Consider the following 14,661-nt stretch of genomic DNA (forward strand, 5'->3'; position numbering starts at 1 on the left):
ACCTTGCGCGTACTACTGACCGGACACCAGGGCTACTTGGGCACCGTGATGGCCCCGGTCCTCGCGGCCGCCGGGCACGAGGTCGTCGGCCTCGACGCCGGGCTGTTCGCCGACTGCGTCCTCGGCCCGTCTCCCGCCGACCCGCAGGGGCACCGGGTGGACCTGCGCGACGTCACGGCCGACCACGTGGCCGGGGTGGACGCCGTGATCCACCTGGCCGCCCTGTCCAACGACCCCCTGGGATCGCTGGCGCCGGACCTCACCTACGACATCAACCACCACGCCTCCGTACGGCTGGCCCGACTGGCCCACGACGCCGGAGTGCGGCGCTTCCTGTACGCGTCGACCTGCTCGGTCTACGGCGCCGCAGGCGGGGACGACCTGGTGGCCGAGGACGCCCCGCTGCGCCCGGTGACGCCGTACGCGGAGTCCAAGGTGCGGGTGGAGGACGACCTGCACGCGCTGGCCGACGGCGACTTCAGCCCGGTGTTCATGCGCAACGCCACCGCGTTCGGCTACTCACCCCGGCTGCGCGCCGACATCGTGCTGAACAGCCTGGTGGGCCACGCGATCCTGTCCGGCGAGGTGCTGGTGCTCTCCGACGGCACCCCCTGGCGCCCGCTGGTGCACGCCGCCGACATCGCACGGGCCTTCGCGGCCGCGCTGGTCGCGCCGCGGGAAGCGGTGCACGACCGGGCGTTCAACATCGGCAGCGAGATCAACAACGTCACGGTCGCCGAGATCGCCGAGCAGGTCGCCGAGGCGGTGTCCGGCTCGAAGGTGGTGATCACCGGGGAGACCGGGGCCGATCCGCGGTCCTACCGGGTGGACTTCGCCCGGTTCCGCGCCGCGATCCCCGGCTTCGACTGCGAGTGGACGGTGAAGCAGGGCGCGCTCGAACTCGCCGACGCCTACCGGAAACACGGGCTGACCCGGGAGGACTTCGAGCGACGCTTCACCCGGCTCGCCGTGCTGCGCGCGGCGTCCGACGCCGGCGCCGTCGACGACACCCTGCGGTGGCGCCGATGACCGCGGCCGGCGAGGAGATGCACGCGCTGGTGGAGCGGCTGTACCCGCTGTGCCGGAGCATCACCGGCGACGGTGTGCGCGCCACCCTGGAGATCGTCGGCGAGTACGTCCCGCTGCAGGTGCACGAGGTGCCGACCGGGACTCAGGTGCTCGACTGGACGGTGCCGCAGGAGTGGAACATCCGGGACGCGTACATCGCCGACGCCGCCGGAAACCGGGTCGTCGACTTCGCCGCGTCCAGCCTGCATGTGCTCGGCTACAGCGTGCCGGTGTCGGCGACCATGCCGCTGGCGGAGCTGCGCGGACATCTGCACACCCTGCCGGACCACCCGTCCTGGGTGCCGTACCGAACCAGCTACTACAAGCCGGAGTGGGGGTTCTGCCTGGCCCAGGAGACCCTGGACGCGCTGCCGGACGGCGAGTACGAGGTGCGTATCGACTCCACCCTCGCCGACGGCCATCTCACCTACGCCGAGCACGTGGTCCCCGGGCAGATCGCCGACGAGGTGATCGTCTCCTGCCACGTCTGCCACCCGTCGCTGGCCAACGACAACCTGGCCGGGATCGCGGTGGCGACGTTCCTGGCCCGGTCGCTGGCGGAGCGGACGCCGTACTACACCTACCGGTTCATCTTCGCGCCCGGCACCATCGGCGCGATCACCTGGCTGGCCCGCAACGCGGAGCGGGTGGACCGGGTCAAGCACGGGCTGGTGCTGGCCTGCGCCGGCGACCCGGGTCAACTGACGTACAAGCAGAGCAGGCGCGGCGACGCGGAGATCGACCGGGTGATGCGGCACGTGCTGGCCGCCTCCGAACGCCCGCACAGCGTCGCCGAGTTCACTCCGTACGGCTACGACGAGCGGCAGTACTGCTCCCCCGGGTTCGATCTCGGCGTGGGCTCGCTCAGCCGGACCCCGTACGCCGGCTACCCCGAGTACCACACCTCGGCGGACAACCCGGACTTCGTCTCCCCGGAGGCGATGGCGGACACGCTCGCCGTCTGCCGCGAGGCGTTCGCCGTCCTCGACCGCAACCGGCGGTACGTCAACCTCAGCCCCTACGGCGAACCACAGCTGGGCCGGCGCGGGTTGTACGACGCACTCGGCGGCCGCAGCGACACCAAGCAGGCCCAGATGGCCATGCTCTGGGTGCTCAGCCTGTCCGACGGCGAGCACAGTCTGCTGGACGTCACCGAGCGGTCCGGGCTGCCGTTCGACACCGTCGCCGCCGCGGCCGGCGCCCTGCACGGCGCCGGGCTGATCAAGGTATGACGCCGATGACCACCGGCGAGAAGAAGACGACGGCACCGGCCGGATCCGCCCGGCGGGCCTTCGTCGGCCGGCTGTCCTGGGGACTGGCCGACCAGGCGGCCTCCAGCATCAGCAACTTCGCGGTGGGCATCTACGTGGCGCGATCGCTGGGGGTGACCGCCTTCGGCGTGTTCAGCCTGGCCTGGGTGACCTACGGCGTGGTGCTCAGCGTCTCCCGCGGCCTGGCCACCGACCCGCTCGTGGTGCGCTTCAGCGGCGTGTCGGACACCTCCTGGCGCGGGGCGGTGGCCCGGTCGTCGGGTACCGCGCTCGGCGTCGGTGCCGCCATCGGCGCGGTGTGTCTGGTGGCCGGACCGGCTGTCGGCGGCCGCGTGGGGTCCGCGTTCGCCTGCCTCGGCGTCATGTTGCCGGGACTGCTGCTGCAGGACGCCTGGCGGTACTCGTTCTTCGCCGCAGGCGCCGGGCGCAAGGCGTTCGTCAACGACCTGGTGTGGGGCGTCGCACTCGTCCCGGCCCTGGTGGTGGCGGCCCGCGTGGGCAGCGTGGCCGCGTTCGTGCTCGCCTGGGGCGCGTCCGCCGCGGTGGCCGCGGTGTACGGCTGCTTCCAGTCCGGGATCAGGCCCCACCTGACCGGAGCGCGCGAGTGGGTTCGCGAGCACCGCGACCTCGGCTACCGGTACCTCGTCGAGAACACCAGCGTCAGCGGCGCGGGTCAGCTGCGGGCGTACGGGCTCGGCGCGATCGTCGGGGTCGGCGCGGTGGGTGTGGTCCGAGGCGCCGAGCTGCTGCTCGGCCCGTTCCTCGCCGTGCTGATGGGGCTGTCGCTGGTCACCGTCGCGGAGGCGTCACGGATGCTGCGGCAGGCCCCGCACCGGCTGGGCAGGTTCTGCCTCCTGCTGGGCGGCGGGCAGGCAGCCGCCGCGCTGCTCTGGGGGATGGTGCTGCTGATGATGCCGGGCCGGGCGGGCGAGCTCGTGCTCGGCGACGTCTGGCACTCCTCCTCGGAGCTCATCGTGCCGGCCACGCTCAGCGTCGCGGGCGCCGGTCTCGGCAGCGGCGCTGCGGCCGGGCTGCGCGCGCTCGGCGCGGCCCGGCTCAGCCTGCGCTGCCAGCTGTTCGCCTCCGCCTGCTATGCCGGCGGCGGGATCGGCGGAGCGGTCGTCGGCGGCACTATCGGCTCGGCCTGGGGCGTCGCCGCCGCGTCCGCCTGCGGCTCGGCCGTGTGGTGGCTGCAGCTGCGGTCCGCCCTGCGCGAGCACCACCGCACCCCCCTTCGCGAAGAGAGGACACCATGACCGCCCTTCCCCGGTTGAGCATCGGCCTGCCCGTGTACAACGGCGAGGAGTACCTCGCCGAGGCGCTCGACGCCCTGCTCGGCCAGACCTACGAGGACTTCGAGCTGGTCATCTCCGACAACGCCTCGACCGACGGCACCCGGGACATCTGCCGCAAGTACGCCGCGCGGGACTCGCGTATCCGCTACATCCGGCTGCCCCGGAACATCGGCGCCGCGCCCAACCACAATTACGTGTTCACCGAATGCCGCGGCGAGCTGTTCAAGTGGGCCTCGCACGACGACCTGTACGCCCGGGACCTGCTGCTGCGCTGCGTTCAGGCGCTGGACGAGCGGCCGGACGTGATCCTCGCGCACAGCGGCCAGGCGGTCATCGACGGCGACGGCCAGGTGAAGGTCCCGTACGAGTACGGGCTCGCCACCGACTCGCCGCACGCGCCGGAGCGCTTCCGCAGCCTGCTGTTCGAGCCCGGTGGCGACGACTTCTACGGGGTGATGCGGGCCGACGTGCTGCGCCGGGTGAAGCCGCACGACAGCTACCACCACGCGGACCGCACGTTCGTCGCCGAGATCACCCTGCACGGGCCCTTCCACCAGGTGCCGGAGCTGCTGTACTTCCGCCGCGACCACCCCACCCGCGCCGAGCGGGCCAACCCCGGCAAGCGCTCCCGATGCGTCAACCTGGACCCGCGCCGGGCGGGCCCGCTGCACCCGACGCCCCGGCTGCTCGCCGAGTACGTCTGGGGCTTCGTGACGGCGATCCGGCGGGCGCCGTTGTCCCCGGCCGACCGGCGCGCGTGCTACCGCCACCTGGCCGGGTGGATGACCAGCCGGGTCCGGCCGGGCGCCGGCGAGCGGGTCGAGGACCGCGCCCCGGTCGACCCGGGCCGGCTCACCGTCTCCGTCGACGCCCTCGTCGCCGGCCGTGAGGGGAGGCAGGCATGACGTCCGCGGACGAATCTCCGGTGCGCGTCGGGCTGTTCGGCCTGCTCGGCTCCGGCAACGTCGGCAACGACGGGTCGCTCGAGGCCGTGCTCGGCTACCTCCGCGCCGAGCATCCGGACGCGGTCGTGGACGCGCTGTGCGGCGGACCCGAGGAGGTCACGGCCGGGTACGGGATCCCCGCGACGCGGCTGCACTGGTACCGCGGGGAGTACCGGACCGCGTCCCGTGCGGGCGCGATCGCGGCCAAGGGTCTGGGCAAACTCGTCGACGTCGTCCGCACCGCCGCCTGGGCGCGCCGGCACGACGTGGTGATCGTGCCGGGCACGGGCGTACTGGAGACCACACTGCCGCTGCGGCCGTGGGGCTTCCCGTACTCGCTGTTCCTGCTCTGCGCGACCGGACGGTTGTTCGGCACCCGGGTCGCGCTCGTCAGCGTCGGCGCCGCCGCGATCGGCAACCGGCCGACCCGGGCTCTGACGCGCTGGTCGGCGCGGCTGGCCGCGTACCGGTCGTACCGCGACGCCATGTCCCGCGACGCGATGCGGGCGATGGGCGTGGACACCGCGCGCGACGAGGTCTACACGGACCTCGTGTTCGCCCTGCCGACGCCGCCTACGAACGAGCCCCCGGGGCCGCCGGGCGTGGTCTGCGTCGGCGTCATGGACTTCCACGGGAGCAACGACGAGCGCGCCCGGGCCGAGGAGATCCACCGGCGCTACCTCGACGGGACGACCCGTTTCGTCCGCGCGCTGGTCGAGGACGGCAGACCGGTCCGGCTGCTCACCGGCGACGAGCTCGACCGGCCGGTGGCCGAGGCGATCCTCGACGCGGTGGACTCGCCGCTGGTCACCGCCGCCGAGACGGCTTCGCTGGCCGACCTGATGAAGGAGATGGCGACTGCCGACAGCGTGGTGGCGACCCGGTACCACAACCTGGTCTGCGCGCTGAAGGTCGGCACGCCGACGCTCGCACTCAGCTACTCGGCGAAGAGCGACACGCTCATGGCCGAGATGGGGCTGGGCGCGTACTGCCACCCGGCCCGCGCGGTCGACACCGCCCGACTACTCGAGCAGTTCCGCGAACTGGAGCGGCGGTCGGCGGAGGTTCGGCGGACCCTCTCCGAGCGGAATCTGGTCGTCGCCCGGCGCGTCCAGCACCAGTTCGCCGCCTTGACCGCGGCCCTGTTCCCGGCGGCCGATCACGCCCGAGCCCACGCCCGTCAGGAGACTCCATGAAAGCGACCGAAGTCCCGGCGATCGCCGGCGCGTACCTGTTCGAGCCGACGCCGTACGCCGACGAGCGCGGCTTCTTCTGCCGCACCTTCGACGCCGACGTGGTGCGCTCGGTGGGCCTCGACCCGGACTCCTTCGTCCAGGACAGCCTGTCCCGCTCGGTCCGGGGCGTGCTGCGCGGCCTGCACCTGCGCTCCGGCGCCGGCGAGGCCAAGCTGGTGCGGTGCTCGTACGGGAAGATCTTCGACGTCGTCGTGGACCTGCGGCCCGACTCGCCGACCTACCGCAACCGGGCCTTCTTCGAACTGTCCGACGAGACGCAGACGACCCTGTACATCCCGGCGGGGTGCGCGCACGGCTTCCAGGCGCTCACCGATACCGCCGACACCTCGTACCGGATCGACCGCCCGCACGATCCGGCCGAGGACGTGACGATCGCCTTCGACGACCCGGAGCTCGCCATCCCCTGGCCGCTGCCGGTCACATCGATGTCCCAGCGGGACCGGGAGGCGCCGAGCCTCGCCTATGTCCTGAAGCAAGCAGAGAGTTGAGGTCGGCGTGGACACCGAAGACACCGCAGACACCGGAGAGCTGCTCCTGCCCCGGTCGCGGGCGGCGAACGAGCGGCTGCACGCCCTGATCCCCGGGGGCGCGCACACGTACGCCAAGGGTGACGACCAGTACCCCGAGAACCTGGCCCCGGTCATCAGCCACGGCAGCGGCGCCCACGTGTGGGACATCGACGGCAACCGCTACATCGAGTACGGCTCCGGCCTGCGGTCGGTCAGCCTCGGCCACGCCCACCCCCGCGTGACCGAGGCGGTGCGACGGGAACTCGACCGCGGCAGCAACTTCGTCCGGCCGTCCATCGTGGAGGTCGAAGCCGCGGAACGCTTCCTGGCCACGGTGCCGACCGCCGAGATGGTGAAGTTCGCGAAGAACGGCTCCGACGCCACCACCGCCGCGGTGCGCCTCGCCCGCGCCGCCACCGGGCGCTCGCGGGTGGCCCTCTGCGCCGACCATCCGTTCTTCTCCACCGACGACTGGTTCATCGGCACCACGCCGATGTCCGCCGGCATCCCGGCGGCCACCAACGAGCTCACCGTGGCGTTCCCCTACGGGGACCTGGCCGCCACGGAGGAGCTGCTCACCCGGTACCAGGACGAGGTCGCCTGCCTGATCCTCGAACCCGCCACCCACACCGAGCCGCCGCCCGGGTACCTATCCGGCCTGCGCGAGCTGGCCGACCGGCACGGCTGCGTACTGATCTTCGACGAGATGATCACCGGCTTCCGCTGGTCCGAGGCGGGCGCCCAGGGCCTGTACGGCGTCGTCCCCGACCTCTCCACGTTCGGCAAGGCGCTGGGCAACGGGTTCGCCGTCTCCGCGCTGGCGGGGCGCCGCGATCTGATGGAGCTGGGCGGGCTGCGTCACTCCGGCGACCGGGTGTTCCTGCTGTCCACCACGCACGGTGCGGAAACGCACTCGCTGGCGGCCGCGATGGCCGTGCAGACCACCTACGTCGAAGAAGGCGTCACCGCGCGGCTGCACGCCCTCGGCGAGCGGTTGGCCGCCGGTGTCCGCGAGGCCGCGGCCGGCATGGGCGTCGGCGACCACCTCGTCGTCCGGGGCCGGGCCAGCAACCTGGTCTTCGCCACCCTCGACGAGAACGGGCAGCCGTCGCAGCAGTACCGCACGCTGTTCCTGCGTCGGCTCCTCGCGGGCGGGGTGCTGGCCCCGTCGTTCGTGGTGAGCGGCGCGCTCAGCGACGCCGACATCGATCACACCGTCGACGTGGTGGCCCAGGCATGTGCGGTGTACCGGAAGGCGCTGGACGCCGCCGACCCCACCCCCTGGCTGGCCGGACGGCCGGTGAAGCCCGTGTTCCGCCGCTTGGCGTGACGTGGCGTGGCATGACGTGACGTGACGTGACGTGACGTGAGGTCAGCGACGCTCCAGCCGACCGGAGTCGGCCGTCCGGTCGACCAGCCGGTCAGCCACCCGGTCGACCAGCCACGCGGTCGCGGGTATCACCACCAGCGCGGTGCACCAACCGCCGAGGACGTCGGTCGCGTAGTGCGCGCCCAGGGCGACCTGCGCCCAGCCCATGGTGGCGCCGGCGACCAGCGCCGCGCCGAGCACGAGTGACGTGCCGGCCGTCCTGCCGAGGCCGAGCCGGCCGGTCGCGAGCAGCGCCACGGCGAGGGCGAGCGCGGTGAGGAAGGCGGTGTGCCCGCTCGGATAGGACAGGTTGTCGTCGCCGTGGATGGTGCGTCCCACCAGCGACTTGAGCAGTTTCGCCGTCCCCACGGTCATGCCGACGCCGACGACGACGAGCACCGCCGCGCGAGGACGCCGAAGCAGCAGGCAGCCCGTCACGGCGGCCACGACCAGCATCGCCGCTCCCACGGGCTCCCCCAAGAAGTCCGTGGCCAGAGCGATGTACCGCCACGACGGCCCCGCACCGTCCACCGCCGCCCAGATCCGCGCGTCCACCGTGCCGGGCTTGCTGTCGTCGGCATACAGGACCCCGAGCACGACGACCACCAGCGCGGCGAGGGCCGCGACCGGCCCGAGCCACACGCGCAGCGACGGGGGCAGCACCGCGGGCGCCGACCGGCCGGTCACACGCCCACCGCGTCCGGTCGACCTGGGGTGCTCCGCAGTGATCGGTGGATGGTGCTCCGGATCTTGGCTTCCTGCGGCACGGTGAGAGTGCGGCCCTTCATCCGACGGGTGGGCAGCCATGAATCAGCGGCTTCCTGTTTCCCCTGCTCCAGGCCCTCTTGAAGACCGCCCGGGCCGACGAGCACGTGCACTACCGGCCGCACACCGTCGCAGACCATCCGACAGATGCGATGCACCTCCCCCTCCCGTCGGGGCCCGACGCCATGTCACCCGCCACCACCGCGATGCCACACCCCCGAGAACTGCCCGCTGCCGCCCGCCGACATGGCCGGGATCGTCAGATGTACGGGCTGCGCACGGCCGGACCGAGCAGGATCGCAAACACGTCAAGCGCCAACTGGGCTGGGGCCGGGCCGACTTCCAGGGCCCGCTCCGGCCAAGCGATCCAACGCCACTGACGCTACCAACAATGCCGGCGCGGCAAGCCGCCGTCGGAAAGTCCGCGTGTCAACACTCCGCGAATTCCCGGGCGACAGGACAGGGCGCCGAGGGCGCTGCCGAAGGTTCCCGACGGTGGCGGGGAACGTCTCCCCGTGGGTGCCGCGTCAGACGCCCCGGCCGCGTTCGGGCGTCGGGGGCGCGCCTGTGAACTTGCCGTGAGGTGTGCAGCCCTCTTGACCCGCCATGTGAACTGGACCGTACAGTCACTGAGCCTACATAGGACGCTCGGTGCCGACGCGCAGCCCAACTGCGCACCGCACCGGCCCCGGACCGAACGCGGGCGTGCGCCACACGCCGCGTACGGAAGGACGACGATGTCCCCGAACCCTCATGCCGACGTCACGGCACCGGATGAACCGACACACTCCACGGGCTCCCTGCGCGCGTACGCGGCCTCCCTGCGGGGCTACCCCGCGGCCGCGTGGAAGGCCGCGATCGCGTGCGTGCTGGCCATGGCCCTGAGCCCGGCCGCCTCCAGCGCCACGATCACGTTCTTCGTCGGGCCCGTGGCCCAGGACTTCGGCTGGTCGCAGTCGCAGACGCTGACCATCCTCAACATCCCCCTCATCGCCTCTCCGCTCATCCTGCCGCTGGCCGGCCGCTGGGTCGACCGCTGGGGCACCCGCGCCGTCGCGGTACCGTGCGTCGCGCTGTACGGCCTCTTCACCGCGGCGATCGCACTCGCCGACGGCAACGCCGCGCTCCTGCTCCTGCCGATGCTGGCTGCCTCCCTCTGCGGATACATCGGCATCATGGGCCTGACCTACAAGGTCGTCGCGGAGTGGTTCCCCCGCCACCGGGGCATGGGCTACTCACTGTTCATCGGCGGCGCCACCAGCCTGGGCGGAGCGGTCATCGCCCCGCTGTGCCGGCTGTCCATCGACGGTTTCGGCTGGCGCCAGACCTACCTCCTGTTCGCCCTGTGCATCCTCGTGATCGTCTTCCCCGCCCAGTACTTCCTGCTCACCGAGCCGACGCGGAACCCTGCGGACGTCGCGGCGAAGAAGGACGGACGGGGCCCGGGAGAACTGCCCGGCATGCCGCTCGGCGCCGTGCTGCGCAGCCGGGCCTGGCTGATCATGGTGACGGCCATCGTCCTGACCGCAGGGGTGGCGACGAGCGTGCGGTCGAACGCCGTCTCACTGTTCGGCGACCGTGGCTATTCGGCCACGACCGTGTCCCTCTCCCTGTCGGTACTGCTCGTGGCCTCCTTCGTCGGAATGTTCCTCGCCGGTGTGGCCATGGACCGTTCGAGGAGCCCACGCGCCTTCGTGCCGTTCGTCGCGTGTCTCGTGGTCGGCACGGTCGCGATCTTCGCCGCCAGGGGTGGCACCTGGGCACTGCTGCTGGCCATGGCTCTGCTCGGTGGGGTGATGGGCGCGGAGTCGTCGGTCGCGCCGTACCTGGCGGGCCGGTACTTCGGCATGCGCGCCTTCGCACAGGTACAGGGCATCACGCTGATCATCATCACTCTCCTGGGCGTCGGCCTGACCCCGACCCTTGTGCAGGCAGCGGCCGAGGCCACGGGCAGTTACAACGGGCCCCTGATCGCCCTGACCGCGCTCAGCGTGCTCACCCTGGCACTCGTCTTCCTGCTCCCGCGCTACCCGGCCGAGGAGAAGCTCGAACCCGCGGCGGCGGACGAGGCAGCACAGCCGGAATCGGTCTGACGCAAGCCGGGGCAACGCCTGAGTGCCGCCGCCCGCTCATGTTCGAAGCGAGACCGTACGACGGTGTCGCGACCCTCACCACGGTGCCGGGCCTGGGCCACAAGGCCCGGGTCTCGCACAGGCGCCCAAGGGCCAGGTCGGCATCTACGCAGAGCCGCCGAGACAGGAAGCCGTTCGTCGACCGGTGCGCGTCGGCAGAACCAGGCGCCCCTCTCCGGTCGGGAAGCCGCACAGGCTCGGGCCCTGTCCGGCATACGGCTGCCTGCCGGCCTGATCAGGGGTGCGATGGCAACGGACACCCAGTGATTGCGGCCCCTACTGCGACCGCGGCCTGCGCGGCAGGGCGCTGACTGCCTACGACACCACGATCCCCCACCCGGCCGTTCCGACCCCACCGAATCGCTCTGCCGAGGTCGGTCGGCCTTGACAGTCACACTGAACTGAACGGTACAGTTCATTCAGTTCGTGTTCTCGATCAACAAGGAGAGTCCATGTCCCAGCCCACTACTCACAGGGAGCCACCGATGCCTCCGCCGGGTCCGATCGCAGAGGTCGGGGTAGTCGAATCGCAGTGGCTCACCGACGCCGGACGCGAGCTGCGCGACCGCATCCGCGAACTCAAGCCGCTGATCCGGTCGCGGGCGCGCGAGGGGGAGCGGATCGGGGCGTTGACTCCCGACGTGCTTCAGGCACTGGACGAGGCGGGCGTCTACCGCATGACGATGCCGGTCGAGTGGGGCGGCAGCGCGCTGGGCGCACGGGACCTCGTCGAGGTCGTCGCGGCCCTGGGTGAGGCCGACGGGTCGGCGGCCTGGAGTGCCTTCGTCGGCGTCGGACTGCGCAACTTCCTCGGGCTCCAGCCGAAGCTGATCGAGGAGATCCGCAAGGACGTCGAGGGCTGGGTGGGTCCGGCTCTCGTCGGCGCCTCCGTGTTCGCGACCACGGTCGGGAACGCCCGCAAGGTCGACGGCGGCTGGATGGTCGACGGCCGGTGGGCCTTCGGCAGCGGCTGCAAGCACGCCCGCTGGGCGATGGTGGGGGTCGCCTTCGACCCCGCGGAGGCCGGAGGCACCGGCCGCGGCGTGGTGGTGCTGGAGCGGGAGCAGTTCGAGATCCTCGACGACTGGCACGTCATGGGGCTCTCCGGAACGTCCAGCAACAGCCTGCGGGTCACCGAGGAGATCTTCGTCCCGGACCACCGCTTCCTCGACCTCAGCGAGTTCCCGCCGCGGCTCGACCAGATCCGACACCACTACAGCGGCGCCGCCTTCCGGCAGAGCGGCCGGGCGCTGTTGATGACCGTGGCGCTCAGCAACACCTCGATCGCGCTGGGCATGGCGCGCGGTGCGCTGTCGTGCTTCGCCGAACAGGCGATCAGGCGCAAGCCGTTCACCCTGCCCTACCCGAGCGTCGCCGAGATGGCGTCGGCCCAGGTGGCGGCCGGGCGCGCCCAGGCGATGATCCTTCTCGCCGGCTCGACGATCGAACGCTACGCGGACCAGGTGGACGCACGCACCGAGGCCGGTCTCGAATTCGGCGACGACGAGGAGTCGGAGATCAGCCTCGCCGTCGCATACGCGGCGAACCTCTGCGAGGACGCGATCAACCTGCTCCAGAAGACGCTCGGTTCCTCGACCGTCTCGCTGTCCAACCCGATCCAGCGCTTCGTCCGCGACGCGCGCGTGGTCACCTCGCACGGCGCGATCCGCGTGGATCCGCTCGCCGAGCAGAACGGCCGACGCCTCCTCGGGATCGAACCGTTCCCCATGATCGGCGCCGCCGTACCGCAGCGCGGCGTGACCGCCCCCGAGAAGGAGCTCGTATGACCGATTCGTCGCCGAGGAGTTCATCCAGCACGACCCGAACGCCCCCGGAAACGGTCGCGAACAACTGATCGAATTCCTGCCTCACGCGCCGCTGGACGGCGGACCGCCACCCGCCGTGGTGAACGTCATGGCCGAGGGCGAACTCGCGAGCGTGATGACGCGGCAGCCCACCCCGGACCCGATGATCCCCGGCAGCACCTACGACTGGTACAGCCTCGCCGTCTTCCGCCTCGGCAACGGCCGACCGTCCGAGCACTGGGGCCCCTCGAAGAAGCCGGCGCCCGGAGAGAGGTCGATACCGGCAGGCCGGACGACGATGCATGCCTATTCGCACGGCTGCCAAAAGTCTGCAACTGGACGCCCTGGCCAACCCTGACTTCCGGCCGGACGCGAAGTTGCTCGAATCGCACACGCAAAAGCCATCGCGCGCGCGGCTCTGCTCGCGCACCACACTCATCGCTCGAGGCATATGGACCAGTTCAGCCTCTAACAGCCTCTCGGGGCGACCTCGGAGCGCGTCACGCAGGAGCCGAATCGTCGGTGCCGCGAGCGAAGATGAAATCACCGGAGGAAACGTTGCAGGAGTACACGATCGCAGGCGGGGTTGCACAGATCCACGATCCCGCCTTCTTCGAGGCATGGATGCACCGCGATGACTTCGTCGATGCACTGTCCCAGTCGCCGACAGCCGAGGTGACCGCGATGAAGCGCCTGGTCATCGAGTTCGAAGCGGCTCTCGCCCGGATGATGCTGAGCGGCCGGGTCGACGAGCAGGTCGACGGTGTCCTCGAGAAGTTCATCGTCGACGACTACATCCAGAACGATCCGAACGTGCCCGGCAACGGGCGCGCATTCCTGGCGGACGGATTCCGCAAGATCCCCTTGACCGGGGACGCGCCGCCCCCTCCGGTCGCGCTGATCGTTGAAGGCGACCTCGTATGCCTGCTGATGCAGAAGCCGTGGCCCGATCCGACGGCCCCCGGCACGACGTACGACTGGTTCATCCCCACCGTCTTCCGGATCAGGGACGGGAAGCTGGCCGAGCACTGGGGCGCGTACAAGAAGGGCGGCCACGACGCCGGGCCGGCGCCGGAGTAGCCGTCAGTCCAGGTGATCAGCACCGCTCACGGAACCTCGTTCCGTCCCGGACCTTACGACGTCGAACGTCAGGAAACGGGGAACCAGGCCGCCAGCCGCTTGGCAATGACCGGTACATCGATGTTGTCCTGCGCGACTTCCTCGACGAACGGACCGGCGAGGGAGACGGGCGGCGGGACGGTACCGGCGCTGACGCCGTTGAGCCGCAGGAAGACGCGCATGGCGAGCCAGGCGGTGCGCTTGTTGCCGTCGATCAGCGCGTGATTGCGGGCAACGGAGTGCAGCAGTGCCGCCGCCTTCTCGTGCAGCGTGGGATACAGCTCGGCCCCGAACACGTTGGTCCGGGGCCGTTCGATCGCTGACACCAGAAGTCCCATGTCACGCACGCTGTGCTCGGTACCGTTGACCGTGCGAGCGATGGCCAGGATCTCGTCGATCTGGATGTAGCGCACTTCGGTCACTTCAGGTAGTCCAGGATCTCCGCATCGCTGTCCATGAGCTCGGCCAGGACGTCATCGACCTTCAGCTCGGCCCGATTCTGGGCGTCACGGATGGCCTCAATGGCAAGTTCCTGCTTGCTGCGGCGCTCCCGACGAGCACGCTCGGTGAGCTTCGCGTCAAGGTCGTCCGGGAGTCGGAGTGTCATCGCCATGCAGCGATGATACCGGACTGGTATCTAGGTGGCGAGGTGATACCAGCCGCTCGGACCACAGAGCACGGACCACGGACCACGGACCACGGACCACGGAGAGGTACGTGAGGTTGAGACCCGATTCGAGCCTCATCCGAGCGCCAAAATTCTGCATTCCGCATCGCCACGTCGCCCGCGAGACCCTCGCCAGCCCGTGAAGCTGCAGCTCAGACCGTTCTGCACAAACGAACCTCGGCCGACGCGTTCCCGCGAGCGAAAACAAGTCGAGTCGAGCATCCGAAATACAAAGCAGCAGGTCAAACGCCCTTCGCAGCAGGCTCAAGAATCGCCACGCACTCCACGTGCGCCGTCATCGGAAAGATTTCAGCCTGAACGGATCCCAGAAAAGCCCTGTTCAGAGCCGGTTGCTCGGCTCATCATCCTTAATGCAAACGCCCAGAGCGTCAAACGAGCGTCAAGGCCGAGTCCGTCCTGCTCAGGGCTGAGCAGGACGGCGGCAACCAGCTCACCCGGGG

Annotated in this window: 13 protein-coding genes; 10 read left to right on the top strand and 3 right to left on the bottom strand. The window is 70.8% G+C overall.

Translation table 11 applies throughout. The annotated features are described in order from the left end of the window. Positions 1 to 3 precede the first annotated feature (3 nt). Genes SGFS_RS17415 through SGFS_RS17445 form a run of 7 tightly spaced genes read left to right on the top strand, consistent with a single transcriptional unit; the run spans position 4 to position 7,673 of the window. Positions 4 to 1,029, top strand: a complete 1,026-nt coding sequence (locus SGFS_RS17415; RefSeq protein ID WP_286251327.1) for an NAD-dependent epimerase/dehydratase family protein — start codon at positions 4 to 6, stop codon at positions 1,027 to 1,029. After that, entirely contained in the window at positions 1,017 to 2,300 is a 1,284-nt protein-coding gene (locus SGFS_RS17420; protein ID WP_286251329.1) for a DUF4910 domain-containing protein, read from the top strand. The genes SGFS_RS17415 and SGFS_RS17420 overlap by 13 nt, the downstream gene beginning before the upstream one ends. Then, positions 2,297 to 3,595 (top strand): MATE family efflux transporter, encoded by a 1,299-nt coding sequence (locus tag SGFS_RS17425; RefSeq protein ID WP_434027321.1) that lies wholly within the window; start codon positions 2,297 to 2,299, stop codon positions 3,593 to 3,595. Before SGFS_RS17420 ends, SGFS_RS17425 begins: the two co-directional genes overlap by 4 nt. Beyond that, positions 3,592 to 4,539 carry a glycosyltransferase family 2 protein gene (locus tag SGFS_RS17430; RefSeq protein WP_286251333.1) on the top strand — a complete coding sequence of 316 codons (948 nt, stop codon included), beginning with the start codon at positions 3,592 to 3,594 and terminating at the stop codon, positions 4,537 to 4,539. Before SGFS_RS17425 ends, SGFS_RS17430 begins: the two co-directional genes overlap by 4 nt. Continuing rightward, entirely contained in the window at positions 4,536 to 5,774 is a 1,239-nt protein-coding gene (locus SGFS_RS17435) for a polysaccharide pyruvyl transferase family protein (protein WP_286251335.1), read from the top strand. The genes SGFS_RS17430 and SGFS_RS17435 overlap by 4 nt, the downstream gene beginning before the upstream one ends. Beyond that, the gene (rfbC, locus tag SGFS_RS17440; RefSeq protein ID WP_286251336.1) at positions 5,771 to 6,322 is read left to right on the top strand and encodes a dTDP-4-dehydrorhamnose 3,5-epimerase; all 552 of its coding nucleotides are present in this window, start codon (positions 5,771 to 5,773) and stop codon (positions 6,320 to 6,322) included. The genes SGFS_RS17435 and rfbC overlap by 4 nt, the downstream gene beginning before the upstream one ends. 7 nt (positions 6,323 to 6,329) lie before the next feature. After that, entirely contained in the window at positions 6,330 to 7,673 is a 1,344-nt protein-coding gene (locus SGFS_RS17445; RefSeq protein WP_286251338.1) for a glutamate-1-semialdehyde 2,1-aminomutase, read from the top strand. Between the two features lie 42 nt (positions 7,674 to 7,715). Here the strand turns inward: SGFS_RS17445 and SGFS_RS17450 are convergent, their stop codons facing one another. Then, positions 7,716 to 8,399, bottom strand: coding sequence for a phosphatase PAP2 family protein (locus SGFS_RS17450; RefSeq protein ID WP_286251340.1), 684 nt, complete (start codon positions 8,397 to 8,399; stop codon positions 7,716 to 7,718). An 815-nt stretch (positions 8,400 to 9,214) separates the two neighbouring features. On the opposite strand from SGFS_RS17450, the gene SGFS_RS17455 reads away from it, so the two are divergent. The 3 genes from SGFS_RS17455 to SGFS_RS17465 all read left to right on the top strand — a co-directional run bounded on the left by SGFS_RS17455 (position 9,215) and on the right by SGFS_RS17465 (position 13,494). Further along, complete coding sequence (locus SGFS_RS17455) at positions 9,215 to 10,570, top strand: MFS transporter (protein WP_286251342.1); 1,356 nt, start codon at positions 9,215 to 9,217, stop codon at positions 10,568 to 10,570. A 524-nt stretch (positions 10,571 to 11,094) separates the two neighbouring features. Continuing rightward, on the top strand, positions 11,095 to 12,396 hold the full coding sequence (locus tag SGFS_RS17460; RefSeq protein ID WP_286251343.1) for an acyl-CoA dehydrogenase family protein: 1,302 nt from the start codon (positions 11,095 to 11,097) through the stop codon (positions 12,394 to 12,396). 540 nt (positions 12,397 to 12,936) lie between these two features. Further along, positions 12,937 to 13,494 carry a nuclear transport factor 2 family protein gene (locus SGFS_RS17465; RefSeq protein WP_286251345.1) on the top strand — a complete coding sequence of 186 codons (558 nt, stop codon included), beginning with the start codon at positions 12,937 to 12,939 and terminating at the stop codon, positions 13,492 to 13,494. Positions 13,495 to 13,562: 68 nt separating this feature from the next. On the opposite strand, the gene SGFS_RS17470 is transcribed toward SGFS_RS17465, so the two are convergent. Together SGFS_RS17470 and SGFS_RS17475 are read right to left on the bottom strand one after the other, a co-directional pair. Further along, positions 13,563 to 13,955, bottom strand: a complete 393-nt coding sequence (locus SGFS_RS17470) for a type II toxin-antitoxin system death-on-curing family toxin (RefSeq protein ID WP_286251346.1) — start codon at positions 13,953 to 13,955, stop codon at positions 13,563 to 13,565. After that, positions 13,952 to 14,146, bottom strand: coding sequence for a ribbon-helix-helix protein, CopG family (locus tag SGFS_RS17475; protein ID WP_147995503.1), 195 nt, complete (start codon positions 14,144 to 14,146; stop codon positions 13,952 to 13,954). The genes SGFS_RS17470 and SGFS_RS17475 overlap by 4 nt, the downstream gene beginning before the upstream one ends. Between the last annotated feature and the right edge of the window lie 515 nt (positions 14,147 to 14,661).

Source organism: Streptomyces graminofaciens, assembly GCF_030294945.1.
Taxonomy (GTDB): Bacteria; Actinomycetota; Actinomycetes; order Streptomycetales; family Streptomycetaceae; genus Streptomyces; species Streptomyces graminofaciens.

Excerpts from the sequence above, each read along its gene's own strand:
- SGFS_RS17425 (WP_434027321.1), top strand. The coding sequence starts at position 2,297 with ATGACGCCGATGACCACCGGCGAGAAGAAGACGACGGCACCGGCCGGA.
- SGFS_RS17430 (WP_286251333.1), top strand. The coding sequence starts at position 3,592 with ATGACCGCCCTTCCCCGGTTGAGCATCGGCCTGCCCGTGTACAACGGC.
- SGFS_RS17435 (WP_286251335.1), top strand. The coding sequence starts at position 4,536 with ATGACGTCCGCGGACGAATCTCCGGTGCGCGTCGGGCTGTTCGGCCTG.
- rfbC (WP_286251336.1), top strand. The coding sequence starts at position 5,771 with ATGAAAGCGACCGAAGTCCCGGCGATCGCCGGCGCGTACCTGTTCGAG.
- SGFS_RS17455 (WP_286251342.1), top strand. The coding sequence starts at position 9,215 with ATGTCCCCGAACCCTCATGCCGACGTCACGGCACCGGATGAACCGACA.
- SGFS_RS17460 (WP_286251343.1), top strand. The coding sequence starts at position 11,095 with ATGCCTCCGCCGGGTCCGATCGCAGAGGTCGGGGTAGTCGAATCGCAG.
- SGFS_RS17475 (WP_147995503.1), bottom strand. The coding sequence starts at position 14,146 with ATGGCGATGACACTCCGACTCCCGGACGACCTTGACGCGAAGCTCACC.